Origin of the sequence: Exiguobacterium artemiae, from assembly GCF_033342815.1 — a bacterium.
Lineage (GTDB): Bacteria > Bacillota > Bacilli > Exiguobacteriales > Exiguobacteriaceae > Exiguobacterium_A > Exiguobacterium_A artemiae_A.
The window spans coordinates 16284-41857 of sequence record NZ_JAWPEN010000022.1 but is presented as its reverse complement, the minus strand read 5'-3'; the positions used below and the strand labels follow the sequence as shown (position 1 = coordinate 41857).

At 48.3% G+C, this 25574-nt stretch carries 26 protein-coding genes and 1 rRNA gene; 26 read left to right on the top strand and 1 reads right to left on the bottom strand.

Annotated features, from left to right (window positions below; genetic code table 11):
* The 10 genes from rrf to rsmI all read left to right on the top strand — a co-directional run.
* Nucleotides 1–79, top strand: a 5S ribosomal RNA gene (gene rrf, locus R7V76_RS16765); the annotation flags it as partial.
* 81 nt (nt 80–160) lie between these two features.
* On the top strand, nt 161–1570 hold the full coding sequence (locus R7V76_RS15490) for an aminotransferase class I/II-fold pyridoxal phosphate-dependent enzyme (protein WP_290831106.1): 1410 nt from the start codon (nt 161–163) through the stop codon (nt 1568–1570).
* On the top strand, nt 1567–2205 hold the full coding sequence (gene tmk / locus R7V76_RS15485; RefSeq protein ID WP_290831104.1) for a dTMP kinase: 639 nt from the start codon (nt 1567–1569) through the stop codon (nt 2203–2205). Before R7V76_RS15490 ends, tmk begins: the two co-directional genes overlap by 4 nt.
* Nucleotides 2202–2531, top strand: coding sequence for a cyclic-di-AMP receptor (locus R7V76_RS15480; RefSeq protein WP_012368937.1), 330 nt, complete (start codon nt 2202–2204; stop codon nt 2529–2531). Before tmk ends, R7V76_RS15480 begins: the two co-directional genes overlap by 4 nt.
* Nucleotides 2531–3523, top strand: a complete 993-nt coding sequence (locus R7V76_RS15475; protein WP_012368938.1) for a DNA polymerase III subunit delta' — start codon at nt 2531–2533, stop codon at nt 3521–3523. Before R7V76_RS15480 ends, R7V76_RS15475 begins: the two co-directional genes overlap by 1 nt.
* A gap of 6 nt (nt 3524–3529) precedes the next feature.
* Nucleotides 3530–4360: a PSP1 domain-containing protein gene (locus R7V76_RS15470; RefSeq protein WP_012368939.1), complete on the top strand. Its 831-nt coding sequence runs from the start codon at nt 3530–3532 to the stop codon at nt 4358–4360.
* A gap of 8 nt (nt 4361–4368) precedes the next feature.
* Nucleotides 4369–4719, top strand: a complete 351-nt coding sequence (gene yabA / locus R7V76_RS15465) for a DNA replication initiation control protein YabA (protein WP_114597427.1) — start codon at nt 4369–4371, stop codon at nt 4717–4719.
* A gap of 49 nt (nt 4720–4768) precedes the next feature.
* Nucleotides 4769–5506 (top strand): tRNA1(Val) (adenine(37)-N6)-methyltransferase, encoded by a 738-nt coding sequence (locus R7V76_RS15460; protein WP_290831100.1) that lies wholly within the window; start codon nt 4769–4771, stop codon nt 5504–5506.
* Nucleotides 5499–5777: a GIY-YIG nuclease family protein gene (locus R7V76_RS15455; protein ID WP_318094134.1), complete on the top strand. Its 279-nt coding sequence runs from the start codon at nt 5499–5501 to the stop codon at nt 5775–5777. Before R7V76_RS15460 ends, R7V76_RS15455 begins: the two co-directional genes overlap by 8 nt.
* The gene (gene rsmI / locus R7V76_RS15450; RefSeq protein WP_318094131.1) at nt 5755–6609 is read left to right on the top strand and encodes a 16S rRNA (cytidine(1402)-2'-O)-methyltransferase; all 855 of its coding nucleotides are present in this window, start codon (nt 5755–5757) and stop codon (nt 6607–6609) included. Before R7V76_RS15455 ends, rsmI begins: the two co-directional genes overlap by 23 nt.
* Nucleotides 6610–6646: 37 nt before the next feature.
* On the opposite strand, the gene R7V76_RS15445 is transcribed toward rsmI, so the two are convergent.
* Nucleotides 6647–6943: an AbrB/MazE/SpoVT family DNA-binding domain-containing protein gene (locus R7V76_RS15445; protein ID WP_012368944.1), complete on the bottom strand. Its 297-nt coding sequence runs from the start codon at nt 6941–6943 to the stop codon at nt 6647–6649.
* A gap of 340 nt (nt 6944–7283) precedes the next feature.
* Between R7V76_RS15445 and metG the strand changes: the two genes are divergently transcribed.
* The 16 genes from metG (at nt 7284) to R7V76_RS15365 (ending at nt 25535) form a co-directional block, all read left to right on the top strand.
* The gene (gene metG / locus R7V76_RS15440) at nt 7284–9239 is read left to right on the top strand and encodes a methionine--tRNA ligase (RefSeq protein WP_318094129.1); all 1956 of its coding nucleotides are present in this window, start codon (nt 7284–7286) and stop codon (nt 9237–9239) included.
* 59 nt (nt 9240–9298) lie between these two features.
* Nucleotides 9299–10066: a TatD family hydrolase gene (locus R7V76_RS15435; protein ID WP_214767551.1), complete on the top strand. Its 768-nt coding sequence runs from the start codon at nt 9299–9301 to the stop codon at nt 10064–10066.
* Nucleotides 10063–11352 (top strand): ubiquitin-like domain-containing protein, encoded by a 1290-nt coding sequence (locus R7V76_RS15430; RefSeq protein WP_318094125.1) that lies wholly within the window; start codon nt 10063–10065, stop codon nt 11350–11352. Before R7V76_RS15435 ends, R7V76_RS15430 begins: the two co-directional genes overlap by 4 nt.
* Before the next feature lie 66 nt (nt 11353–11418).
* Nucleotides 11419–11979 carry a ribonuclease M5 gene (rnmV, locus tag R7V76_RS15425; protein ID WP_214767545.1) on the top strand — a complete coding sequence of 187 codons (561 nt, stop codon included), beginning with the start codon at nt 11419–11421 and terminating at the stop codon, nt 11977–11979.
* Complete coding sequence (gene rsmA, locus R7V76_RS15420; protein WP_012368949.1) at nt 11976–12854, top strand: 16S rRNA (adenine(1518)-N(6)/adenine(1519)-N(6))-dimethyltransferase RsmA; 879 nt, start codon at nt 11976–11978, stop codon at nt 12852–12854. Before rnmV ends, rsmA begins: the two co-directional genes overlap by 4 nt.
* 84 nt (nt 12855–12938) lie before the next feature.
* Nucleotides 12939–13178 (top strand): Veg family protein, encoded by a 240-nt coding sequence (locus R7V76_RS15415; RefSeq protein WP_012368950.1) that lies wholly within the window; start codon nt 12939–12941, stop codon nt 13176–13178.
* A 96-nt stretch (nt 13179–13274) separates the two neighbouring features.
* Nucleotides 13275–14135 (top strand): 4-(cytidine 5'-diphospho)-2-C-methyl-D-erythritol kinase, encoded by an 861-nt coding sequence (gene ispE, locus R7V76_RS15410; protein ID WP_318094121.1) that lies wholly within the window; start codon nt 13275–13277, stop codon nt 14133–14135.
* Between the two features lie 69 nt (nt 14136–14204).
* Nucleotides 14205–15044 (top strand): pur operon repressor, encoded by an 840-nt coding sequence (purR, locus tag R7V76_RS15405; protein WP_026826998.1) that lies wholly within the window; start codon nt 14205–14207, stop codon nt 15042–15044.
* Nucleotides 15045–15206: 162 nt separating this feature from the next.
* Nucleotides 15207–15518, top strand: a complete 312-nt coding sequence (gene spoVG / locus R7V76_RS15400; RefSeq protein ID WP_012368953.1) for a septation regulator SpoVG — start codon at nt 15207–15209, stop codon at nt 15516–15518.
* Nucleotides 15519–15685: 167 nt separating this feature from the next.
* Complete coding sequence (glmU, locus tag R7V76_RS15395; protein WP_012368954.1) at nt 15686–17035, top strand: bifunctional UDP-N-acetylglucosamine diphosphorylase/glucosamine-1-phosphate N-acetyltransferase GlmU; 1350 nt, start codon at nt 15686–15688, stop codon at nt 17033–17035.
* Nucleotides 17036–17100: 65 nt separating this feature from the next.
* Nucleotides 17101–18057: a ribose-phosphate diphosphokinase gene (locus R7V76_RS15390; RefSeq protein WP_012368955.1), complete on the top strand. Its 957-nt coding sequence runs from the start codon at nt 17101–17103 to the stop codon at nt 18055–18057.
* 107 nt (nt 18058–18164) lie between these two features.
* Nucleotides 18165–18722, top strand: coding sequence for an aminoacyl-tRNA hydrolase (pth, locus tag R7V76_RS15385; RefSeq protein ID WP_012368956.1), 558 nt, complete (start codon nt 18165–18167; stop codon nt 18720–18722).
* Nucleotides 18723–18776: 54 nt separating this feature from the next.
* The gene (gene mfd, locus R7V76_RS15380) at nt 18777–22292 is read left to right on the top strand and encodes a transcription-repair coupling factor (protein WP_318094109.1); all 3516 of its coding nucleotides are present in this window, start codon (nt 18777–18779) and stop codon (nt 22290–22292) included.
* Nucleotides 22289–23839, top strand: a complete 1551-nt coding sequence (locus R7V76_RS15375; protein ID WP_318094107.1) for a polysaccharide biosynthesis protein — start codon at nt 22289–22291, stop codon at nt 23837–23839. Before mfd ends, R7V76_RS15375 begins: the two co-directional genes overlap by 4 nt.
* Nucleotides 23836–25266, top strand: coding sequence for a nucleoside triphosphate pyrophosphohydrolase (mazG, locus tag R7V76_RS15370; RefSeq protein ID WP_318094105.1), 1431 nt, complete (start codon nt 23836–23838; stop codon nt 25264–25266). The genes R7V76_RS15375 and mazG overlap by 4 nt, the downstream gene beginning before the upstream one ends.
* A complete protein-coding gene (locus tag R7V76_RS15365) occupies nt 25263–25535 on the top strand; it encodes an RNA-binding S4 domain-containing protein (protein ID WP_026826991.1) in 273 nt (90 codons plus the stop codon). Before mazG ends, R7V76_RS15365 begins: the two co-directional genes overlap by 4 nt.
* The last annotated feature ends 39 nt before the right edge of the window (nt 25536–25574 follow it).

Below are 25574 nucleotides of genomic sequence, written 5' to 3'. Positions count from 1 at the left end.
TGCCGAACACGGAAGTTAAGCACTTGAACGCCGAAAGTAGTTGGGGGCTTCCCCCTGTGAGGATAGGACGTTGCCAGGCAAGTAAGAGACCGATCTGCATTTTGCAGGTCGGTCTTTTTGTAGTTTAGATTGGAAAGGACTGTAGGAGATGAAAGGTCGTATGCCGATTATTGAAGCACTTTGTGCTCATGTAGAAAGAAAAGCTACTTCCTGGCATGTTCCAGGACATAAAAATGGAACATTGTTCGAAGGATTACCGTCTTTTTTCGAATGGGATAAAACAGAATTGCGGGGGTTGGATGATTTTCATCATCCGGAAGAGGCCATTTATGAAGCAAAACTTTTATTACGTCAAGTCTATGAAGCACGTGACAGTCATTTTTTGATTAATGGATCGACAGTTGGTAATTGGGCAATGTTAGCTGCTGTCTCACAGCGGGGAGACCGGATATACGTTCAGCGTAATTCCCATAAATCAGTTTTTAATGCGTTGGAATGGCTTGGGTTATCCCCGATTTTATTGGAACCGGAAATAGATCCCTCCACAGGTATCAGCGGGAATGTTTCACGTGAAACATTGGAGGAAGCGTTAACGACTTTTCCGGGAGGCGTTGCGGTCTTTTTAACTTCGCCGACCTATTACGGTGAAACGGCTCGAATCGAGGAGTTGCTTCCATTCACAACAGCATCGGGTATACCATTGTTGATTGACGAAGCCCATGGTGCTCATTTCGGGGAAGCGTTTGGCGTTCGTTCAGCGTTTGAACTGGGAGCCACTGCTGTTGTTCAATCAGCGCACAAGACGTTACCTGCCCTGACAATGGGAGCCTGGATCCATGAACGCTTTACGGATGACGAACGGAGAAGGTTAACAAGGGCTCTTCAGGCCTTTCAAACGTCCAGCCCGTCGTATCTGTTGATGGCTTCACTCGATTTTGCCCGTGAGTACCGTGAAAAATGGACGGTTTCCAATATGAAGTCTGTCCGGATCAGTCACGAACGCCTTCATCAGCAAATCAATCAATTGACAGATATAACGGCGTTTACGTTCGATGATTGGTCACGAATGATTTTGTCCTGTGAAGAATATTCCGGAAGTCAGTTAATCGAGGCGTTGGCGGATCAAGGACTGGATGCTGAGTTTGCTCTCGGACCACATGTGGTTTGTATATTACCGCTACGAAGCATCGAGCCATTTGAACAGGATACCTGGATTAATCAGATCCAATTAGCGATCGAAACCCTAAAAGCGGAAGGAATTCCGGATAAAAGGTATATGGAACAACCGTTTATGGGTAAAATAAAGGTATCGTCCCTGGCTCGTCCACTCGATCAATTGGAAGACGCTGAGGCGGTCGAACAAACTTTTGAACAGTCAGTCGGATTGGTTTCACTTGAAACAATCATTCCCTATCCGCCCGGGATACCATTAATCCTACGGGGAGAACGGATAACAGCAGAACACATTACAATGATTGAACATTATATAAACACATCAATCCATCTGCAGGGCGGTGAGTTTCTCCACCAGGGGAAATTACGTGTGATACAGGAAGGAATTAGAGAATGACAGGAACATTTATTACAGTCGAAGGACCGGATGGTGCCGGAAAAACGACCCAGCTGCAATTACTTGCAGATCGATTGACGGCTGAAGGGTATGAGATCGTGATGACACGCGAGCCGGGTGGAACCCGAATCGGAAATGAAATTCGGTCATTGATTTTAAATCCTGATTTTCAAGAGATGGATGAGATGACTGAAATCCTCTTGTATGCAGCTTCACGGGCACAACATGTCAATGAATTGATTCGTCCGGCTCTTGCTGCTGGAAAAATTGTTTTATGCGATCGGTTCATCGATGCATCGATTGCCTATCAAGGGTATGGACTGGGTTATGCAATTGAACAGGTCCGTTCCATTAATCAGCAGGCAACAAACCATTTAACACCGGATCGAACGTATCTGTTTGATTTGACGGTGTCGGAATCGAAGCAACGAATGATGGACCGAGGGGCACTGGACCGAATCGAGCAACGTGATGATGCGTTCCGTCAACGGGTATACGATGGTTTTATGACGTTAGCGGTACAAGAACCGGAGCGTATTCAGTTGGTCGATGCCAATCAATCGATTGAAAGCTTACAAACGGAATTATGTCAGGATGTTTTGACGTATTTAAAAAAAAGGGAGAGATTATCATGAAAATGGTCATTACGATTGTTCAAGATAAAGATAGCCTACGTTTAGCAGAAGCATTGGTCGAACACGATTTTCGGGCAACAAAACTCGCGACGACAGGCGGTTTTCTCAAAGAAGGAAATACCACGTTCATGATTGGTGTCCAAAGTGAACGCTTGGATGATTTGATGCGTTTGATCAAAAAGAACTGTTCAAGTCGGGAACAAATGGTTTCACCGATTTCACCAATGGGCGGTCATGCCGATTCATATATTCCGTATCCGGTTGAAGTGCAGGTTGGCGGAGCAACGGTGTTCGTCTTGCCAATCGAAGGGTTTCATCAATTCTAATGCAGACATTTCATGAACTAGAACAAACTCAATCGGTCATTGCGACGATTTTGCGCAACTCGTTACAGACGAATCGTATCAACCACGCTTATATCTTTACGGGAGACTATGAGCCGCTTCTTTTAGAGGCGGCTCAATTGTTCGCCAAAAGCCTGTTTTGTGAACGTCGTGATCAAATCGAACCATGTCAAACGTGCCGGAGCTGCCGTCGGATGGACAGCGGAAACTTGGTCGACTATTATCAAATCGAACCGGACGGTGCGACGATAAAAAAAGAACAGATTCAGGAATTGATGCATGATTTATCCTTACGGGGTCTTGAAGGTGACCGCCAAATCTATGTGGTGACGCAGTCGCATAAAATGACACCCCAGGCAGCAAACAGCCTGCTGAAGTTCTTTGAAGAACCGGGAGCGGGAAAAGTAGCCATTCTGATTACGAATCAGCCGCAATTGCTGTTGCCGACGATTCGTTCGCGGGGTCAATTATTAAGTTTTCGTCCGGCGGATCGCCTGTTGATCGGACAAGTCCTGTCCGAAAAAACGGGACGGGATAACGAATTGACTCAGCTGGCGGCCCGAGTCTATCCTAAAATAGAAGATGCAGAACAGGCATTAGTCGAAGACTGGTTTGTAAATGCGCGAGTGTCAGTGTTACAATTGATGGAGGAATTAGCGAATCGTCCGGCGGATTTACCATTGTTTGTCCAGGAGAAATGGATGAGTCAATTTAAAAATCGGCAAGATGCACGAATTGGTCTGGAACTGGTGACATGTTTCTTTGAAGATGTACTGCATCTTAAATTGAATCCGTCCTGGGAAACGATCACATATGCAAACAGCCGGCCATTACTGGAACAGATGGGTGGGAAAAGTCAGACGACGATCACACGGTGGCTGCAGGCAGTTCTCGCAGCCGTTAAGCGGATCGAAGCAAATGTTAATCCTCAATTAACAGTTGAGCGTCTCATGTTTGACTTACAGAAAGGGTAGAGCGATATGCTAGAAGTAGTAGGCGTTCGCTTTAAAGAAGCGGGCAAAATTTATTATTTTGCACCTGGACAAGAGTCATTATCACGAGGACAATCCGTCATCGTTGAGACAGTACGGGGCATTGAATACGGCGAAGTGGTGATTGCCGATAAACAAATGGACGAAGAAGATGTGGTCTTGCCATTGAAATCCATCCTTCGGGTCGCAGATGATAAAGATGCGATGATCGTTCGTGAAAATAAAATGGCAGCGTTTGATGCGCATGCTGTTTGTGTGGAAAAAATTCGTGAGCACAAACTCGATATGAAATTAGTCGATGTCGAATATACATTTGATCGCAATAAAGTCATTTTTTACTTCACGGCAGAAGGTCGTGTCGATTTCCGGGAACTCGTCAAAGATTTGGCGGCTGTTTTCCGGACACGCATTGAATTACGACAAATCGGTGTCCGTGATGAAGCGAAGTTACTGGGAGGAATCGGTCCATGTGGTCGTGTTCTCTGCTGCTCTTCGTTTTTAGGTGAATTTGAACCGGTCTCGATCAAGATGGCGAAAGATCAAAACCTATCCTTGAACCCGACGAAGATTTCTGGTGTCTGCGGTCGTTTGATGTGTTGCTTAAAATATGAAAATGACACGTATGAAGAAATGCGACGGGATTTGCCGGATTACGGAAAACGTTTGACTGTTCCGGAAGGCGAAGGACGGGTAGTCGGTCTGAATATTCTTGACCAAATCGTTCAAATTGAATTAAAAGACCGTTCGCGGGTCCTGACTTACTCGATGGAGGAACTACTTTCTGTCGGTGCCGTAAAACAAAAACGACCAAAAGAATGACGGGGTGCATGCGCGTGGAGAGAGTCGATAAAAAAGAAATCATTACGCGTGTTGATGCGATCGAGCAACAGATTCACTTGCTGACTGAGCATCTGAGCGTATTGAAAGATCAGCTTGCTTACATGATGGAGGAGAACCAACATCTGTATCTTGAGAATCATCACCTCCGTGAGAAGGTAGAGCGCGATGAACAACAACCGATTACAGAAGAAGCACAGGCGGAAGCCGGTACAGGTGCTGGCTATGATAATCTGGGACGGTTGTATCAAGAAGGATTCCATATTTGTAACCTGCATTATGGTCAAGTCCGTAAAGACGGAGATTGTCTGTTCTGCTTGTCCATGTTAACGAAACATTGAGAGGCTGACTTCCTAGGAGTCAGTCTTTTTTTCAGAAAGGAAGAACGTTATGCCTGAACTATTATCAGATGAGCGACTGGATCATCTGCTTGGAAAAGAAGGACAAATCATTCAAAGTCCAACCGTGTTTTCATACTCTCTGGATGCTGCCTTGCTGGCACAGTTCGCCTGGGTGCCGATCCAACAGGGGAAGTTGGTGGATTTATGCGCCGGTAATGGAGCGATTCCCCTGTTTTTGTCTTACCGGACGAAAGGGACGATCACAGGACTTGAAATTCAGCCCCGTCTTGTTGATATGGCCGAGCGCAGTATCCAGATGAATGAAAAACAAGACCAATTGCAGATGGTCGAAGGTGACGTCAAGGAAGCCGGGAAACAATTGGGATACGGTCTTTATGACGCTGTCACATGTAATCCACCGTATTTCCTGGCAAACGAATCGTCGAACCGAAATGCAAGTGAACATTATACGATTGCCCGGCATGAAGTATTATGTACACTCGAGGATTGTATCCGGTCGGCTGCAGATCTGCTGAAGCAAGGCGGAAAAACGGCATTCGTCCATCGTCCGGAGCGCCTGCTCGACATCGTGACATTGATGCGGCAGTACCGGCTTGAACCGAAGCGGATGCAACTCGTCTACCCGAAAGAAGGCAAAGAGGCCAACATGTTGTTGATTGAAGGGATTAAAGATGCCAAGCCGGGTCTTAAGGTATTAGCGCCCTTCATCGTCTACGAACAAGACGACACATACACGTTACAGATGCGGAATCAGTTTAATGTCTGAGCATGCCGTCTACATCGTCCGTTGCCGGGACGGCAGTCTCTATACGGGATATGCGATTGACGTCGAAAAACGGTTGGCGACACACAATGCCGGTCAAGGTGCCAAGTATACCCGGGCCAGACTGCCGGTCGCGCTTGAGTATACTGAAACATTTGCGACGAAGTCGGAAGCCTTAAAGCGTGAGTATGCCATCAAACAATTGACACGTCTTAAAAAAGAACGACTTATTCAAGGAGGGAGGTCATCTCATGAAAGCAACAAGCAGTTTTAAAGGACAAACGAACGGATTATATATCGTTCCGACACCGATCGGAAATCTTGAAGACATGACGTACCGGGCTGTTCGTATCTTACAGGAGTCCGATCTCGTCGCGGCGGAAGATACGCGACAAACAATGAAGTTATTTAATCATTTTAAAATCGAGACGAAACTTGTCAGCTATCACGAACATAATAAGCAGGTCAGCGGAGCACGTCTGCTAGCTGATCTGCATGCGGGAAAACAGATTGCCTTGGTCTCGGACGCCGGTATGCCGGGAATCTCTGATCCAGGCAGTGATTTAATTCGGGAAGCGATTGCCGAAGATATTCCGGTCATCGTCTTACCGGGGGCAAATGCCGCGCTGACAGCGCTCGTCGCTTCGGGTCTTGCGACAGAACGCTTTTTGTACTACGGTTTTTTGCCGCGTAAGAAAAAAGAACGTCGTGAGGCGCTTGAAACCGTCCGGTACGAAAAAGGCAGCCTGATCTTCTATGAGGCACCGCATCGTCTAAAAGAGATGTTAGGTGCGTTACGGGATGTGCTCGGTGACCGTCAATTGACGTTAGCCCGTGAACTGACCAAACGGTACGAAGAGTATATCCGGGGGTCTGTGACAGAAGCGCTCGAGTGGGCGGGTGAAGAAGTCCGGGGCGAGTTTGTCGTCATCGTCGAAGGATCGACCGAAGAACGGCCGGCGGAAGAAGAACAGGAAGCGGATCCGTTGCAACAAATTGAACGGTATATCGAACAAGGCGAAAAACCGAATGCTGCCTTAAAACGGGTGGCGAAGGAACGGGGACTCGATCGTCAAGAATTGTATTTGCGTTATCACGAATCCTAAAAAAAGAAGCGACTCCGTTTGGAATCGCTTCTTTTGCTTATTCGTTTCCTGCGTAATGACGATCGAGGAAATCTTTTAACTCAACGAGGACGCGTTGTGCGCCGTCTGGAGAGAGAATCAATTTACCATCAGCTAGTTTGAAGTTATCTTCTGATACTTCACCTGTTACTTGGCAAGTCATGTTTGGTTTGTATTTTTTAAGGATGATTTGCTCGTTGTCGACATAAATCTCAAGAGCATCCTTCTCTGCGATTTGAAGCGTACGACGAAGTTCGATTGGAATAACGACCCGGCCGAGCTCATCTACTTTACGTACAATACCTGTTGATTTCATTTTGTTGTTCCTCCTCTGATGTCTAGGTTCTCTTTATTTTTGGAAAATCGTCAAAATTCGACATCACTTCTATAGAATGTAGAATACTAAACTTTCCAAAAGTAGTCAACCAATCTGAATAGCTTGAAATCAAAATGTCATTTATTTCTCAAAAAAGCCACATCTGAAACGATTTACTAATAGATTTTCCCTTTTTAAAGGAAATCAAACTATTTAGTGTGTTTTTTTGGTATTCGATGTCTGATGTCAAAAAATGTTTGCATTCGACAAAAAACGAGTTTCGACACAGACGACAGAACAGCGTATAATAATGAAATGAAATACAGAACGGAGGAATATCATGGCAAAAACATTTTATATCACTACACCGATTTATTATCCTAGCGCCAAGCTACATATCGGTCACGCGTATACGACGGTCGCAGGGGACGCGATGGCGCGTTACAAACGACTTCAGGGATTTGATGTCCGTTACTTAACAGGAACAGATGAGCACGGACAAAAAATTCAGGAAAAAGCGAAGGAAGCCGGAGTTTCCGAGCAGGAATTCGTCGATGGTGTCGTCGAACAAATCAAAGTATTGTGGGACCGTCTTGATATTTCCTACGATGATTATATCCGGACGACAGAACCGCGTCATAAAGAAGTCGTCGAACATGTATTTGAGACGTTGCTTGAAAAAGGCGACATCTACCTCGGAGAGTACGAAGGTTGGTATTCCGTTCCGGATGAAACGTATTATACCGAATCACAGCTGGTTGACGGCAAGAGTCCGGACAGCGGTCATCCGGTCGAACTCGTTCGGGAAGAGTGTTATTTCTTCCGGATCAGTCAATACGCAGATCGCTTAGTCGAATATTATGAAGCGAATCCATCGTTCATCTTACCGGAGTCACGCAAACACGAGATGATCAACAACTTCATCAAACCGGGTTTACAGGACCTTGCTGTTTCACGGACGACATTCGATTGGGGTGTTAAAGTTCCGTCGAATCCGAAACACGTCGTTTATGTCTGGGTCGATGCGTTAACGAACTACATCTCGTCACTTGGATACGGAACGGATGACCAAGGAAACTTTGATAAGTACTGGCCGGCTGATGTTCATCTCGTCGGAAAAGAAATCGTTCGTTTCCATACCATCGTCTGGCCGGCTCTTTTGATGGCGCTTGACTTACCGCTTCCGAAACAAGTCTTTGCACACGGCTGGTTGTTGATGAAAGACGGTAAAATGTCGAAATCCAAAGGAAACGTCGTCGATCCGGTTCCGATGATTGACCGGTACGGACTCGATGCATTACGTTATTACCTCCTTCGGGAAGTCCCGTTTGGATCAGATGGCATGTTCACACCGGAAGCGTTCGTGGAACGGATGAACTTTGATCTCGCGAACGACCTTGGAAACTTACTCAACCGGACGATTGCGATGATCACGAAGTATTTCGACGGCGTCATTCCGACATATGCCGGAAATGTGACACCGTTTGACGAGACATTGTCGACACTGGCAAAAGAAACAGTCGAGAAGGTCGAAGCTGCGATGGAACACATGGAGTTTTCGGTTGCCTTGTCACACATCTGGCAACTGATCAGCCGTGCCAATAAATATATCGATGAAACACAACCGTGGGTGCTCGCAAAAGACGAGTCGAAAACGGATGAACTGGCATCATCGATGGTTCACCTGGTCGGTGCGTTACGTCACGTCGCCATCATGCTGCAACCATTCATGACACGTTCGCCAAAAGAGATGTTCCGTCAACTCGGACTGGAAGGACAACCGATGGACTGGACGGCTCTTGAACAGTTCGCTGCCGTTGAAGAAGGAACAAAGGTCGGCGCTGCCGAACCGATTTTCCCGCGTCGTGACATGAAAGAAGAAGTCGAAGCGATCGTTGAGATGATGAAACAAGCCTCTGCCGCCCGTGTCGAAGAAGAGACAGAAGTCGAAGAAGAAGATACCGATGCTCGTCCGGAAACGACGATTGATGTCTTTGACCAAATCGAGTTACGTGTCGGAGAAGTCGTCACAGCTGAGAAAATCAAAAAAGCAAAAAAACTGCTGAAGCTGACCGTCGACATGGGGAAAGAGACACGACAAATCGTTTCGGGAATCGCGGAATGGTATGAGCCGGAAGATTTAATCGGCCGTAAAGTCATCGTCGTCGCCAATTTAAAACCGGTCACATTACGGGGAGAATTGTCGCAAGGAATGGTGCTCGCTGCCGAGAAATCAGGTAAACTTGAATTAGCTACCGTACCATCAACGATGGCGAACGGGGCAAGCGTAAAATAATCCGGATGCCTGTGGACTTGATGTCACAGGCATTTTTTTGAAAGAAGGAGTCGAATAGTATGTTGATTGATACACACACACATTTAAACTCGGATCAGTTTGACGGAGATGTCGAGGAGACGATTGAGCGGGCGCGGGCAAACGGGGTTTCTCCGATGATCGTCGTTGGTTTTGATCACAAGACGATTGACCGGGCAATGGAACTCGTCGAACAGTATGACGACCTGTATGCCGTCATCGGATGGCATCCGGTCGATTCAATCGATTTCGACGATGCCGCCTATGAAAAAGTGGAGCGCTTAATGGATCATCCGAAAGTCGTTGCCCTCGGAGAAATCGGACTGGATTACCACTGGGATACGTCGCCGAAAGACGTTCAGGACGCAGCGTTTCGAAAACAGATTCGCTTGGCGAAGCAAAAAAATAAACCGATCGTCATTCATAATCGGGAAGCGACGGAAGATACGCTTCGGATCTTGGAAGAAGAAGATGCAAAAGAAGTCGGTGGGATTTTGCACAGCTACAGCATGAGTGCAGAACTGCTGCCGCGTTGCTTAGCCATGAACTTCTACATTTCCCTCGGAGGACCGGTGACATTCAAAAATGCGAAGATGCCTAAACGCGTCGCACAGGAAGTACCGCTTGACCGTTTATTGGTCGAGACGGACTGTCCGTACCTGACACCGACTCCTTATCGCGGAAAACGGAATGAGCCGGCATATGTCCGGTTCGTTGCGGAAGAAATCGCCCAATTGCGGGGAATGATGTACGCGGATATCGAACAAGCGACGACTGAGAACGCCAAACGCGTCTTCCGCCTTCCATGATTCGATCGATCACGTATATGACCATCGGCTGTACCTTATTGTTGGTTGCCAGTCTGCTGTATGTGATGATGGACCACCCGCGTGACGTTACGATTCTCGTGGATGGCCGGCAAACGAAAATCGAGACGGTGGAGACATCCGTTTTCGGTGTCTTGAAAGAAGCCGGTATCTCGGTACGCTCACAAGATGTCATCGAGCCGGCTTTAAGTGCCGATCTTTCGAAAAATGATTTAATCGTCATTCAACCGGCTAAAGAAATTACATTAATCATGGGGTACGGTGAAGCACGGACAATCCGGACGCAAGCACGTCGTGTCGAGGATCTGTTAAAAGAACAGGGAATCAGCCAGATGCTTGAGACGGATGATGTGTATCCTTCAAAAGAAGCTATTTTGACGAGCGGTATGACGGTCCGGTACCGGGAGGCGTTTCCGGTCGAGCTGATTGTCGAAGGAAAAGCGCGCGAAGTCTATACGTATCAAACGACGGTGCGGGAACTGTTGTCGATGCAGGGCGTTAAGCTCCAGACAGAAGACAAGGTCATGCCCGGTCTGGATACGGTCGTCGCAAAGGACATGCTCGTTACGGTCAATACGACACGGCGTGCCGTGCTGACGGAACAACAGCTGTTACCGTTTGAAGTCAAGACTGTCGAAGACGACACCTTGCCGGCGGGCGAACAATTGGTGACGAAATCCGGTCGCCCGGGCATCCGGACCCAAAAATATCAATTGACCCTTGCGGACGGATTGAGTAAAGAAAAGAAACTGATTGCTAATGAAGTGACGAGTGAACCGGTTAAACAAGTCGTCAAGATCGGAACGAAACCCGTTGAATCGGTTGAGGCCGCGACGACACCGGCACCGACGTTTGATCAGGAAAAAGCGACGGTACCGTTAGCAGAAGAACCTAAGGCGGCAACTGATTTAGATTTTAGCAAAGCAAAAACCCTGATGGTTGAAGCAACGGCTTATACAAATGATCCGGCTTCCAATGGAAGTCAATTGTATGATGGACGGGCACTGACGGCGACCGGTTATGACGTGACGGATACGATCACGTATCAAGGACTGCCGATCATCGCTGTTGATCCGAAAGTCATTCCCCTCGGAACAAAGGTATATGTCGAAGGGGTCGGACTGGCGATTGCCCTTGATACCGGCGGTGCGATTAAAGGAAATAAAATCGATGTGCTCGTTGAAGGGGAGTCGACTGCCAAAACATTTGGCCGGAAGACGATCCAGATCTGGGTCATCCCGAACGAGACGATGGAAGCGGGCACTTGACGCTTCCTTGTTTTTTTTGTGGAAACAGGTACAATTACGGAAGTGTTTGAAAAAGGTGGAGAAGATATGATGCGGAAACGCTTAAAAGAAGTCATCGTCGTCGAAGGACGCGATGATACGACACGCTTACAGGAAGTATTTGATGTCGATACAATTGAAACAAACGGTTCTGCCGTCAACGAGCAAACCCTGCAACGTATTGCCAAAGCGCTTGAACGGCGCGGTGTCATCGTGTTTACCGATCCCGACTTCCCGGGCGACCGGATTCGGGCCCGGATTAACGAGCGGGTACCGGGATGTAAACAGGCTTACCTGCCACGGGCAGACGCAAAGGATAAACGCGGAAAAATCGGTGTCGAACATGCATCACCGGAAGCGATCGAACGGGCGCTTGGTGCGGTATATGAGACAGAAGAGCAACATGATGCGGAAGTGACGCGGGAGATGATTCTCGCAGCGGACTTGATCGGGGGACCAGCGGCCTCCAAACGCCGGAAACGGCTCGGACAGCTGCTCGCCATCGGTGAACCAAATGCCAAACAACTCGTCAAACGTGTCGCGTCGATCCGGATCACGAAACAGGAATGGGAAGACGCTTTGAAACAGATAGAGGAGGAACAGGATTGAAAGACATTGCAACACTACACCGGACGAAGGAAATCTTGGCGAAGCACGGATTTTCATTCAAAAAGTCCTTGGGACAAAACTTTTTAATCGATTTAAATGTACTTGGAAACATCGTCGGTGCCGCTAATCTGACACCGGACAGCGGTGTGCTTGAGATTGGTCCCGGTATCGGGTCGTTGACGGAACAATCAGCAAAACAGGCGAAGAAAGTCGTGGCGCTCGAAATCGACCAGCGGCTCCTGCCGATCTTGGAAGATTCGCTTGCCCCGTATCCGCACGTGAAAGTCATTCACGGGGATGCACTCGAACTGGATCTTGAAACGATCGTCGATGAAGAGTTTACACAACAAGGGATTACCGACCTTGCTGTCGTCGCAAACCTGCCTTATTACGTGACGACGCCGATTATCATGCGGATTCTGGAAGCACGGACACCGTTCCGGACCCTGATCATGATGATTCAAAAAGAAGTGGCGGAACGAATCGGGGCACAGCCGGGAACGAAAGCATACGGTTCCTTGTCAATCGCCATTCAATACTACGCGGAAGCGGAAGTTTGTTTTACGGTTCCGAAACAGGTCTTCATTCCTGCACCGAACGTCGATTCGGCTGTGATCCGTTTAAACATTCGTAAGGAGCCGGCCGTCAAGACACTTGATGAGAAACTCTTCTTCGAAGTGACACGCGCCAGTTTCGCACAACGCCGGAAAACGATTCTGAATAACTTATCCAGCCATTTTGGAAAAGCAGAAAAGGAAGCGGTCGAAGCGGCTTTACATGAAGCCGGCATTGATCCACGCCGCCGGGGCGAGACGCTCAGCCTGCAGGAATTCGCACAACTTGCCGACGCACTTTTGCCGATTAAAAAACGTTGACGGTAGACAAAAGAACAGATATAATATTTCCCCTTCCTAATATTTACTTCATATGCTATAATAAATATTAGTGAGGTGAAGCGTATGCCAAAGACGTTGAACGAAATCAGACATGTATTTGAAACACATGTAGGTGAAAGACTGACGCTAAAAGCAAGCGGCGGTCGTAAAAAGGTCGTAACCCGAATCGGAACGCTCGTTGAGACGTATCCATCGGTGTTTGTAGTCAAGCTAGACGCAGAGCGTCACAATGTCGAGCGAGTTTCTTACAGCTATGCCGACGTGTTAACCGACTCCGTACAAATCGAATTCGCGAATTCGTAAACTTACCTTCCGAAGTGGACAGAAATGTTCGCTTCTTTTTTTGTGCAAAGGTTGATACAATTCGTACAGGAAACGTACTAGAGGAGGAACGGCACGATGACGATTATTGTAAAAGCTCCAGCGAAAATCAATTTAGTATTGGATGCGACGGCGAAACGTCCGGATGGTTATCATGATGTACATATGGTGATGACGACGGTGGATTTGGCAGATCGTCTCGAATTGACGGAATTAGCGTCCGGCGAGATTCGGATGAATGCCCAACATGCTTACGTACCAAATGATGAACGCAACTTAGCGTATAAAGCAGCAGCAGTCCTGAAAGAACGATTCAACGTCAAGAGCGGGGTTGAAATCTATTTGGAGAAACAAATTCCGGTCGCGGCAGGTCTTGCGGGCGGTTCGAGTGACGCAGCCGCAACACTGCGTGGACTGAATGAATTATGGAAGCTCGACCTGACACTTGAACAGTTGGCGGAAATCGGAGCTGAAGTCGGATCGGATGTCCCGTTTTGTGTCATGGGCGGCACAGCGATTGCAACGGGGCGCGGGGAAAAGCTCGAGAAATTAGTCTCTCCTCCGCCTTGTTGGGTTGTACTAGCGAAACCGACCATCGGTGTGTCGACAGCAGATGTGTACGGAGCGCTTGATTTGGAAACAGCGGAACGTCCGGATGTCGAAGCAATGATTGATGCGGTCAAGAATCAAGATTTCACGGCCATTTGTGAGTCGCTCGGCAATGTTCTTGAATCCGTGACCTTACCGATGCATCCGGAAGTCGAACAAATCAAAGCGTTCATGACGAGTTGCGGAGCAGAAGGTGTCTTGATGAGCGGCAGCGGTCCGACCGTGTTTGCTTTGACGGAACACGAAAACCGGGCCCAGCGTCTCTATAACGGATTACGAGGATTTTGTAATGAAGTCTACGTCGTTCGTCTTTTAGGGGAAAACCATTGATAGTTTCCGTATGAAAATGATATATTCACTATTGAATATTCGGAATTACGGAGAGGTGGAACGATTTAGATGAAAATTCGGAGAAGTGGTCGGCTGGTAGACATGACACGTTACCTGCTGGATCATCCGCATCATCTGGTCTCATTGACGATATTCGCAGAACGGTACAGCTCTGCGAAATCTTCGATCAGTGAAGATTTAGATATTGTCAGTGAAATGTTGGAACACGAAGGAACCGGGCGACTCGTCACTGTTCCGGGAGCCGCGGGAGGCGTCATGTTCATCCCGACCTGGAGCAGTGCAAAGGCGTTGCCGTTCATTGATGAGTTATGTGAACGTGTTGCACGTCCGGATCGTCTATTGCCGGGAGGCTACTTGTATCTGACGGACCTGCTCGGAGATCCGCGGATGGTGAAACAGATGGGACAAGTGTTTGCTTCTGTCTTCAGCCAGAAAAAAGTCGACGTCGTCATGACGATTGCGACAAAAGGAATCCCGCTTGCTTATGCCGTTGCCGAACAATTGGGTGTACCGTTCGTCATCGTCCGCTCGGACAGCCGGGTAACGGAAGGTTCGACCGTCAGCATCAACTATGTTTCCGGTTCATCCAAAGCGATCCGGACGATGGCTCTTGCAAGACGGAGTCTGCCGCGAGGTGCCAACGTCCTGCTGATTGATGATTTCATGAAAGCCGGCGGAACAATCCGTGGAATGATGAGTCTGCTCAGTGAGTTCGAGGCGAACGTGGCAGGTGTCGGTGTGTTGATCGAAGCAGAAGGTGCCGAGAAGAAGATGGTCAATGAGTACGTCAGTCTGATGAAGCTTTCAGATGTGGATGTCGATCTTGGACAGATTCAAGTGAAACGGGGAAATGTCGACCAGTATTTCACAGATGGAGAAAATACCTGAATTTGACACAGATTTTTTTTGTAACTATACTGTAATTATCAAACTTTTGGAAATTATGCGTGAAATGATTGGCAAAAGCTAAACCTTTGAATGTTTTAAGCCGTAAGTAGAAGTAGACAACGAAGAGTTGTGACAACGGTTATAAAAAGGGGTGCGGACAAAATGAATGTCACCGACGTTAAGATTCGTCGCGTCGTAGCAGAGGGTCGAATGAAAGCACTGGCCTCGATTACGCTCGACCACGAATTCGTGGTACATGATTTACGCGTAATCGAAGGAAACAGCGGTCTTTTCGTCGCGATGCCAAGCAAGCGGACACAGGAAGGCATCTTTCGTGATGTCGCCCATCCAATCAATGCATTAATGCGAAAAAAAGTCGAAGATTCAGTATTAGAAGCATATGCGATTCGTGAAGAAAACGGTGAGGCGTCAGAACTTGAACTGGCGGCGCTTGAAGCAACCGATCCTTCCTAACGCGATTGACAGGTCTCCGCCAATGGGAGAACCTGTCTTTTTTTGTGTGTTTTGTCGATTTCCGGTCTGTCCTGTCATTGATTCGTTGCGCCATTTTCGTTATAGTGGGAACGAGTGGACTATTTCAGAACGAAATCAACACTAATTTACATGGAGGAGCGACAAGGATGAATCATTTCGCGGTAATTCTAGCAGCGGGTAAAGGCACTCGGATGAAATCGAAGTTATACAAAGTACTTCACCCAGTAGCTGGGAAACCTATGGTACAACATGTCGTTGATCAATTAACGACACTCGGTGTCACACGTCAAGTCGTCATCGTTGGTCACGGTGCAGAGTCTGTGAAAGAAGTGCTCGGCACATCGGTGGAATATGCACTTCAAAGTGAGCAGCTTGGCACGGGTCACGCTGTTCAAATGGCAGAACCTGTTCTTGGACAGGAAAAAGGTTCGACACTGGTCGTTTGTGGAGATACACCCCTTTTGACAAGTGAAACGTTACAGTCGCTCTTGCAACACCATGCAGAAACAGGTGCGAAAGTGACTGTTTTGACGGCACATGCGGACGATGCAACAGGATACGGACGAATTGTCCGCGGCGAAGACGGAAACGTCTCGAAAATCGTCGAGCATAAGGATGCGAATGCAGAAGAGCTTCTCATTAAAGAAATCAATACCGGAACGTACGTATTTGATAACGAAATGCTGTTCGAAGCACTTAAGCAAGTCAAAAACGATAATGTCCAAGGCGAATATTATTTGCCGGATGTCATTGAAATCGCTAAAGCAGATGGAGAAACGATTGCAGCCTATGCGGCATCGACGTTTGAAGAAACGATTGGTGTCAACGACCGGGTGGCTCTTGCGCAAGCGGAAACATCAATGCGTAAACGGACAAATGAACATTGGATGCGTCAAGGCGTCACATTCATCGATCCGGCGTCGACGTACATCGGACCGGATGTCGTCATCGGTTCCGATACAGTCTTGTACCCGGGCACACAGTTGCTCGGCAACACAACAATTGGTTCGGAATGTATCATTGGACCAAATTCGGATATCCGTAACAGTGAAGTCGCTGATCAAGCGGTCGTGCGTCAATCGGTCGTGACGGACAGCAAAATCGGACCAGCAGCACAGGTCGGTCCATTTGCGCATTTACGTCAACAAGCAGTTCTCGGTGCCAACACACGAATCGGTAACTTCGTCGAAGTGAAGAAATCGACTTTTGGTGAAGGCAGCAAATCTGCTCACTTGAGTTACGTAGGTGACGCGACGATCGGCACAAACGTTAACTTAGGTTGCGGATCGATCACCGTGAACTATGATGGAACAAATAAATTCCAAACGGTCATTGAAGACGATGCGTTCATCGGATGTAACGTCAATTTGATCGCGCCGGTCACGGTTGGTAAAAATGCGCTAGTCGCAGCAGGATCAACTGTTACGGACGATGTTCCGGAAAACGGTCTCGCTATCGCGCGGGAACGCCAAACAACCAAACCAGATTACCGTTAATTTTTATTCGTTCATTATCCGTCGCTCTACTCGTCTAAACCCAAACAAATGGAGGCCACCTAACCATGTCTACTGTCTTAGAACATGAAATTCGTATTTTCGCACTTAACTCGAACAAACCACTGGCAGAGGAAATCGCTAAAGTCATCGGAATTCCTGTCAGCGAAAGTTCAGTCAAACACTTCAGTGACGGCGAAATTTCAATGAACATCGAAGAAAGCGTCCGTGGGGATGATATTTACATCATTCAATCGACAAGCCAACCGGTCAACGAAAACCTGATGGAACTTCTCATCATGATCGACGCTTTGAAACGTGCTTCGGCGCGGACGATCAACGTCGTAATCCCGTACTACGGATATGCACGTCAAGATCGTAAAGCCCGTTCACGTGAGCCGATCACAGCGAAGCTTGTCGCGAACCTGCTTGAAGTAGCCGGTGCGACACGCGTCGTGACGATGGATCTTCATGCTGCTCAAATCCAAGGATTCTTCGATATTCCAGTAGATCAATTAATGGGTGTTCCCTTGCTTGCTTCTTACTTCGAGAAGAAGAACATCGACCCGAATGAACTCGTCATCGTTTCTCCAGACCATGGCGGCGTAACACGGGCACGTAAATTAGCTGAACAATTAAAAGCACCAATCGCGATCATCGATAAGCGTCGTCCGAAACCGAACGTCGCTGAAGTCATGAATATCGTCGGCCAAGTCGATGGTAAAATTGCGATCATCATCGATGACATCATCGATACAGCGGGTACAATCACGCTTGCTGCCAATGCCTTGATCGAAAACGGAGCGAAGCAAGTGTACGCTTGCTGTACGCACCCTGTTCTCTCCGGTCCGGCCATGGAACGCATCGAAAACTCGGCAATCGAAGAGCTCGTCGTTCTCAACACAATTGATTTGACGCAACGTGAATGTGCAAGCAAAATCAAACAAATCTCGGTTGCACGCTTGTTGGCAGAAGCCATCATCCGTGTCCATGAACAAAAATCAATCAGCCCGCTCTTCAGCTGATTACAAACAGATATGAACGCCAAGGTCCGGTTTTTAAAAATCGGACCCTTGTGCGTTGCTTTTTTCGTCAGCGGGATCTAGATTGGAAAAGTAGAGGAGGTGCCGATATGAAATGTATCGTCGGTTTAGGAAATCCAGGTGCAAAATATACGAATACACGGCATAATATCGGTTTTTTGGCTATTGATGCCCTCGCCAAGGAACATGGCATAAAATTAACAGAGTCTAAGTTTAAAGCCGTCTTCGGAACGGGAATGATTAAAGGGGAACGGGTCGTTCTTGTTAAACCATTGACGTATATGAATTTATCGGGAGAAGCCGTCCGTCCGTTGCTCGATTTCTATAAAATCGCAGTCGAAGATGTCCTTGTTATCTATGATGATCTTGATTTGCCGCTTGAGAAGATGCGCCTGCGTTCAAAAGGGAGTGCCGGTGGTCACAACGGAGTCAAATCGTTGATTCAACATTTAGGAACACAAGACATCAAACGATTGAAACTCGGAGTCGGCCGTCCGCCGGCCCCGATTCAAGTCATCGATTGGGTCTTGATGCCATTCGCCAAATCAGAACAGACGACGTTGCAACATGTGTTGTCTGATTCCGTTAATATCGCAACTGATTTCATCGATACACCGTTTTTAGCTTTGATGAATCGCTATAACTGAACAAAACGCTTTGGGTGACCAAAGCGTTTTTGCTGTCGTCCTAGGAGGGAAAGTATGAAACAACTACAAAATCTGTTACTCGGTATTCCGGAGATCAAAACCGTTCGGGAACGGTTCCGCGACGGGGTCAATGCCCAACTGATCACGGGCCTGATGAACAGCGGGAAAGCATTATTCATCGCCGGCATTTACCAAGAGACGAAAAAACGATTCGTCATCGTGACCCATAACATGTTCCAGGCTCAAAAATTATATGATGATTTAATTGAACTTGTTCCCGAGCAGGACGTGATGTTGTACCCGGTCGACGAAACACTTGCCGCTGAATTATCATACGGCGCAAGCCCCGAACTCCGGGCAACCCGGATCGAGACCCGACATCGTCTGTTGACGACGGACGACGGTATTTTAATCATCCCGCTTGTCGGTCTGAGACGATACGTTCCGACGGCATCTGACTTTTTAGATCATACAAAACGGATCAAACCGGGGGGTGTCTTATCGATTCCGGACTTCATTCAGGAATTGGTCGATGCCGGATACGAACGGACAGCGACGGTGACGACGCCCGGAGAGTTCGCGGTCCGTGGAAGCATCATCGATCTATATCCGTTGACTGTCGAACATCCTTATCGGCTCGACTTATTTGATGAAGAAGTCGATTCGATTTATACATTCGATGCCGAGACCCAACGTTCGCTTGGTGTCATCGCAGAAGCGTTAGTGCCTCCGGCGACGGAACATTTTGCAGCACGCGACGGATTGAAGACGGCGGGTGACAAGTTACGCCGTCTGTATGATGCGACGAAGGAACGGGTCCAAAGTACGGAAGTATTGGCTGCCCTTGAAGAAGGAATTGCCTATGACGTCGAAGTGCTTGAAGGCGGGGACCGTCCGAAACAACTCGCGAAGTATGCGCCGCTTTTATATGAAACGACGTTGCTTGACGATATTAAGGATGCTGTTTTGATTGTGGATGAAGTGGCCCGGATTGAAGAAGCGGCCGAAGTACAGGATACGGAAGAAGCGGAATGGATGGCTTCGTTGATCGAACGGGGACAAAGTGTCAGTGACTATACGTTATCGGTTCCGATGCTGAATGTGTTCAAGCAACGGCAATTGCTTTATTTATCATTACTTCCGACACGGCGTAGCGGTGTGCCGGAAAGTGCGGCGATTCATTTCAGCATTAAGCCGATCGCTCCGTTCCACGGACAGATGGAACGATTGAAACAGGAAGTCGACCGGTATGGTCGGGCGGATATGTGGATGGTCTTTCTGGCAAGCAACCGGGAACGGGCGGAACGCATGCGGCAGACGTTATCCGATTACGGGGTCGAAGCGTCCCTGCATACGACGGAAGATGAGATCCGTCGCGGACATCCGTCCATCTTAATCGGCGGTATTCATGGCGGGTTTGAAATGACAAATGCCCGTCTTGTCGTCATCACGGAAGAAGAAGTCTTTAAACAGCCGGCACGGCGGCGGAAACAAACGACGAAACTGACGAATGCCGAACGAATCAAAAGTTATCAGGAACTGAAAACCGGTGATTACGTCGTCCATATCCACCACGGAATCGGTCGTTATCACGGCATCAAGACGATTGATGTCGCCGGCAATCACCAAGACTATCTGCATTTGATTTATGCCGGTGAGGATTCCCTGTATGTTCCGGTCGATCAGATCGACTTAATCCAGAAGTATGTCGGGGCGGAAGGAAAAGAACCGAAGATTTACAAACTGGGTGGGATGGAATGGAAGAAGGTCAAGGCGAAGGTTCAAAAATCCGTCGAGGATATCGCGGATGAACTGATTAAGCTGTACGCGGCACGTGAAGCGGCCGTCGGCTTTGCCTTCCCAGAGGATGATGACAGTACACAGGCTTTTGAAGCATCCTTCCCTTACGAGGAAACCGTCGACCAACTTCGGTCGATCGAAGAGATCAAAAAAGACATGGAACGCCCGCGTCCGATGGATCGTCTGTTGTGCGGGGATGTCGGTTACGGGAAAACGGAAGTTGCCATCCGGGCTGCCTTTAAAGCGGTCATGGCAGGCAAACAGGTCGCACTGCTCGTTCCGACGACGGTCCTCGCCCAACAGCATTATGAAACGATGCTCGAACGCTTCAGTGACTGGCCGATTAACGTCTCGGTCATGAGTCGTTTCCGCTCGGCAACGGAACTGAAAGCCACGAAAAAGGGCTTGAAGGAAGGAACGATCGATGTCGTCGTCGGTACCCATCGTGTCCTGTCCAAAGATGTCCAGTTTGCCGACGTCGGGTTATTGATCATCGATGAAGAACAACGCTTTGGCGTCAAACATAAAGAACGACTGAAACAGTTGAAGACAAATGTCGACGTCCTGACATTAACGGCGACACCGATTCCCCGGACGTTGCATATGTCGATGATCGGAATTCGTGATTTATCCGTTCTCGAGACACCACCGGAAAACCGTTATCCGGTCCAGACGTATGTCATGGAGTATGACGGGATCGTCATGCGCGAAGCACTGGAACGGGAACTTGGACGGGGCGGACAAGCCTTCTTCCTCTATAACCGGGTCGAAGGAATCGAACGGAAAGCCGAGGAAATCCGGGCACTCGTACCGGAAGCACGTGTCGTCACCGCCCATGGTCGTATGACGGAAACAGAACTTGAGAGTCAATTGATTGCCTTCTTCGAAGGGGATGCGGACGTCCTGGTCAGTACGACGATCATTGAGACGGGAATCGACATTCCGAACGTTAATACGTTGATTGTCAACGATGCCGATCAGATGGGGCTGTCGCAGTTGTATCAATTACGCGGTCGGGTTGGCCGGTCGAGTCGTGTCGCCTATTCCTACTTCACCTACCGTCCGCAAAAACGATTGACGGAAGTCGCGGAGAGCCGTCTGCAGGCGATCAAGGAATTCACGGAACTCGGAAGCGGATTTAAGATTGCGATGCGCGATTTATCAATTCGTGGTGCCGGAAACTTACTCGGCTCACAACAATCCGGTTTCATCGATTCTGTCGGATTTGATTTGTACTCACAAATGCTGTCGGAAGCGGTCGAAGAACGGAAAGAGCGGATGAAGGGCAGAAAAAAAGTTCAGAAATTCGTTCCGGACTTCACATTCAGCCTCGATGCCTATATTCCAAGTCACTACATGGCGGACTCGGAACTCAAAATCGAGTTCTACAAACGTTTGAAGTATGTCGATACACCGGAAAGTTTGGAATCACTGGAAACGGAAATGTTGGAGCGTTTCGGAGAATTCCCAACTGAAGTCGCACGGTTGATTCAATTGACACGAATGCGGATCTTTGCCGAACGGGGACGGGTCGAACGGGTCAAACAAACGGATCCGAAAATCGAAATCGTCTTGTCTGAGCAGACGACACAAACGCTGGATGTAGCGGACTTCGTGAAATGGACTGTCCCGATCGGACGTGGTCTTGGTATGGGGCAGGAAGAAGGAAAGCTGGTATTGACACTAAACCGCGGCAAACAAACCGTCCAACAGATGACAGAGCAAGCCGAACGGTTACTGGCTGAGATTGACCGCCGGATCGTACAATGAGTCAACGAAGGACGATTGCACAGGGGGCAGCCCTGCTCGCCATTTCGAGCTATGTCTCCAAACTGTTGAGTTTCTTTTACCGGATTCCGTATCAAAATATGGCGGGGGACTTCGGTTTATACGTCTATCAAACCGTTTATCCGGTCTTTGCGATTGCGGCGGCACTCGGGATTTACGCTTTACCGGTCGTCGTAGCAAAGTTGACGTTGCATCATCCGGAAGAAAAACGCGAAGTCTTATGGTCGATTTTCTTTGTCCTGCTCGCGATGTCGCTGACATTAGGGACGATCGGCTGGTGGGTCGCTCCCGAAGTCGCCGCCTTGTTCGGTGACGAACAACTTGTCCAACCGCTCCGTGCCGTCACGTTTACTTTTTATCTGTTACCGATCATTGCTGTGTTGCGCGGAATGTTTCAAGCGGATCTTGAAATGCGTCCGACAGCGTTCTCGCAAATCACGGAAAACGCCGTTCGTGTCTGTTTATTGCTGATCGTGACGTACTACGGTGTTCAGGTAGGTGCGAATCCCTATCAAGTCGGTGCAAACGCGCATATGACGGCACTCGGCGGAAGCATTGCATCGCTCGCCTTGTTGTTACGCTTTGCGAAAGGAAAAATCGGTCGTCCCGTCATCTCAAGTCGTCATCTTCGGCGGGTCGGACGTGTTTTGTTGACGAGTGGTCTCGCAGTCAGTATCGCATCGCTCGCTTTGTTGCTGATGCAACTGATTGACGGACTGACTTTCGTCAACTTACTCGGAGACTCAATGGAGACGAAGATTGAAAAAGGGATTTTTGACCGAGGATACCCTCTGTTACAGTTTGCGATTTTGTTCGCGACCTCAATCAGTTTGGCGAGCGTTCCGACGTTATTGATGGAATACCGGAAACGTAATGATACAGCGACAAAGTTGCATCTCGAGACCCTGTTGCGGTCCGGACTGTTGATAGCAGCGGCGGCAACCGTCGGACTCGTTGGGGTCATGCGTCCGTTAAACATCGCCTTGTATCAGGATGATAACGGGACAGCCGCACTCAGCTGGTTGGCGGCAACGGCCTTTACGGCCTCCCTGTCCATGATCATCGTATCGTGCCTGCAATCGGTCGATGCGGAAAAATATGCGTTCGTCGGCGTGGTCGCGGGTCTGTTAATCAAACTCGGACTCAATATTTACTTGATTCCCCTGTATGGCATGGTCGGTGCCGGTATGGCGACATTCGGCGGGTTTGCGGTCATGGCGGCAGCCCAACTGTTGTTGCTCAATCGAAAGTTTGGCCGGGTGACGGCAGGACGTCCTTTTTACGTCCGTCTTTTGAAGGCTGTCATGCCGATGGCTCTGTTTTTATACATTATCGAACAACTGTTTCGCTTGTCCGGATGGGAAAACCGGATCGGAGCAACACTCGAGGTGGGTTTACTTGTCTTGGGTGGAGCGGGTGTCTTCTGTCTGTTTGCCTTACGGATGGGTGTATTAACGGAACGGGAATGGGCATTGTTGCCGTTTGGGGAAAAATTATATCGAATGCATCAGCATAGGAGGATCATATGACATATCAGATTACAGTCGTCGGCCTCGGCGTCGGGGAACTCGAACAGTTACCGTACGGGATCTATAAACGACTGAAAGAAACAAAACAACCGATTTACCTGCGAACGGCAGATCATCCTGTCGTTTCAGAATTGATGGCAGAGGGAATGAAATTTACATCGTTTGATTCCGTGTATGAAAAACATGATCAGTTTGAAGGCGTCTACCGTGAAATTGTGGCGACGTTACTTGAACAAGCCGAAAAGGAACCGATCATCTATGCGGTTCCGGGTCATCCGCTCGTCGCGGAGAGTACGGTCCAACAGTTACTCGCGCAAACGGAATATCTGGACATCATCGGCGGTCAAAGTTTCCTTGACCCGATGTTTGCCGCGGTCGGCGTTGATCCGATTGAAGGATTTCAATTACTCGATGCGACAGCCTTTGATATCGATGAAGCGCAGATCCGTCAGCATCTGCTGATCGGACAAGTCTATGATCAATTAGTCGCGGGTGATTTGAAGGTCATGCTGATGGAGCGTTATCCCGACGAACATAACGTAACACTCGTAACAGCAGCGGGGACAAGTCAGCAACACGTGACGACGGTTCCGCTTCATGAATTGGATCACATCACGACACTCAGTAACCTGACAACGGTTTATGTACCGCCTGTCACCGATCAAACGGTCTTGAATCGTGACTTCACGACACTTAAGCACATCATTGCCCGGTTGCGGGGAGAAGGCGGCTGTCCTTGGGATCAGGAGCAGACGCACGAATCACTCAAAAAACATTTAATCGAAGAATCTTACGAATTACTGGAAGCAATCGACCTTCAGGACGATAACTTAATGATAGAAGAATTAGGGGACGTCTTGCTCCAAGTCATGCTTCATGCTCAAATCGGTCTCGATGAAGGATATTTTGATGTTCGGGACGTCATCGGCAGTGTCAGCGATAAGATGATTCGCCGACATCCGCATGTCTTTGGAGATGTAGAAGTTGACTCGGCTGCGGACGTCGTTAACAACTGGCAGGAAATCAAGGCCCAGGAAAAATCGGACCGGACGTATCTGTTGGATGGTGTCACCAAGGGAGCACCCGCCTTGTTGCGCGCAGAACAGATTCAAAAAAAGGTCGCCCGGGTCGGATTCGAATGGGAGACGGTTGCCGGTGCACTGGATAAAGTCCAAGAAGAGATTCAAGAATTAAAAGAGGCTCCGGCAGAGGAGCAGTTGGGTGAATTCGGCGACATTCTGTTCTCACTCGCTCTCGTCGGCAAGTATATGGAGTTATCGGCAGAAGATGCGTTACAACAAACGAATGACAAATTCATCCGCCGTTTTACACGGATGGAACAATTGGCTGACCGTCCGTTGACAGAATTATCGCTTACGGAACAGGATGCCTTGTGGAATCAATCAAAGCAGGAGGAACAGTCATGAGACTCGATAAATTTTTAAAAGTATCTCGTTTAATCAAACGCCGTACCCTGGCGAAAGAGGTTGCCGATCAGGGCCGCATCACAATCAACGGACTTGTCGCAAAAGCAAGCAGTACGGTTGCAGTCGGGGATGAAATGACAATCCGCTTCGGAAATAAGATTGTCACGGTTCAAATCGACAGCATCAAAGAGCATGCGAAAAAAGAAGAAGCGTCGGATATGTATCAAATCATTCGTGAAGAAAAAGTGAATTCCGAAGAATCGATGTAATTTGGTTGAAAAAGGAAGTATACTAGAGAGTGTCAGAGA

Bases quoted from the DNA above. Each gene is read 5' to 3' on its own strand.
- R7V76_RS15490 (WP_290831106.1), top strand. From the start codon at position 161: ATGCCGATTATTGAAGCACTTTGTGCTCATGTAGAAAGAAAAGCTACT.
- tmk (WP_290831104.1), top strand. From the start codon at position 1,567: ATGACAGGAACATTTATTACAGTCGAAGGACCGGATGGTGCCGGAAAA.
- R7V76_RS15480 (WP_012368937.1), top strand. From the start codon at position 2,202: ATGAAAATGGTCATTACGATTGTTCAAGATAAAGATAGCCTACGTTTA.
- R7V76_RS15475 (WP_012368938.1), top strand. From the start codon at position 2,531: ATGCAGACATTTCATGAACTAGAACAAACTCAATCGGTCATTGCGACG.
- R7V76_RS15470 (WP_012368939.1), top strand. From the start codon at position 3,530: ATGCTAGAAGTAGTAGGCGTTCGCTTTAAAGAAGCGGGCAAAATTTAT.
- yabA (WP_114597427.1), top strand. From the start codon at position 4,369: ATGCGCGTGGAGAGAGTCGATAAAAAAGAAATCATTACGCGTGTTGAT.
- R7V76_RS15460 (WP_290831100.1), top strand. From the start codon at position 4,769: ATGCCTGAACTATTATCAGATGAGCGACTGGATCATCTGCTTGGAAAA.
- R7V76_RS15455 (WP_318094134.1), top strand. From the start codon at position 5,499: ATGTCTGAGCATGCCGTCTACATCGTCCGTTGCCGGGACGGCAGTCTC.
- rsmI (WP_318094131.1), top strand. From the start codon at position 5,755: ATGAAAGCAACAAGCAGTTTTAAAGGACAAACGAACGGATTATATATC.
- R7V76_RS15445 (WP_012368944.1), bottom strand. From the start codon at position 6,943: ATGAAATCAACAGGTATTGTACGTAAAGTAGATGAGCTCGGCCGGGTC.
- metG (WP_318094129.1), top strand. From the start codon at position 7,284: ATGGCAAAAACATTTTATATCACTACACCGATTTATTATCCTAGCGCC.
- R7V76_RS15435 (WP_214767551.1), top strand. From the start codon at position 9,299: ATGTTGATTGATACACACACACATTTAAACTCGGATCAGTTTGACGGA.
- R7V76_RS15430 (WP_318094125.1), top strand. From the start codon at position 10,063: ATGATTCGATCGATCACGTATATGACCATCGGCTGTACCTTATTGTTG.
- rnmV (WP_214767545.1), top strand. From the start codon at position 11,419: ATGATGCGGAAACGCTTAAAAGAAGTCATCGTCGTCGAAGGACGCGAT.
- R7V76_RS15415 (WP_012368950.1), top strand. From the start codon at position 12,939: ATGCCAAAGACGTTGAACGAAATCAGACATGTATTTGAAACACATGTA.
- ispE (WP_318094121.1), top strand. From the start codon at position 13,275: ATGACGATTATTGTAAAAGCTCCAGCGAAAATCAATTTAGTATTGGAT.
- purR (WP_026826998.1), top strand. From the start codon at position 14,205: ATGAAAATTCGGAGAAGTGGTCGGCTGGTAGACATGACACGTTACCTG.
- spoVG (WP_012368953.1), top strand. From the start codon at position 15,207: ATGAATGTCACCGACGTTAAGATTCGTCGCGTCGTAGCAGAGGGTCGA.
- glmU (WP_012368954.1), top strand. From the start codon at position 15,686: ATGAATCATTTCGCGGTAATTCTAGCAGCGGGTAAAGGCACTCGGATG.
- R7V76_RS15390 (WP_012368955.1), top strand. From the start codon at position 17,101: ATGTCTACTGTCTTAGAACATGAAATTCGTATTTTCGCACTTAACTCG.
- pth (WP_012368956.1), top strand. From the start codon at position 18,165: ATGAAATGTATCGTCGGTTTAGGAAATCCAGGTGCAAAATATACGAAT.
- mfd (WP_318094109.1), top strand. From the start codon at position 18,777: ATGAAACAACTACAAAATCTGTTACTCGGTATTCCGGAGATCAAAACC.
- R7V76_RS15375 (WP_318094107.1), top strand. From the start codon at position 22,289: ATGAGTCAACGAAGGACGATTGCACAGGGGGCAGCCCTGCTCGCCATT.
- mazG (WP_318094105.1), top strand. From the start codon at position 23,836: ATGACATATCAGATTACAGTCGTCGGCCTCGGCGTCGGGGAACTCGAA.
- R7V76_RS15365 (WP_026826991.1), top strand. From the start codon at position 25,263: ATGAGACTCGATAAATTTTTAAAAGTATCTCGTTTAATCAAACGCCGT.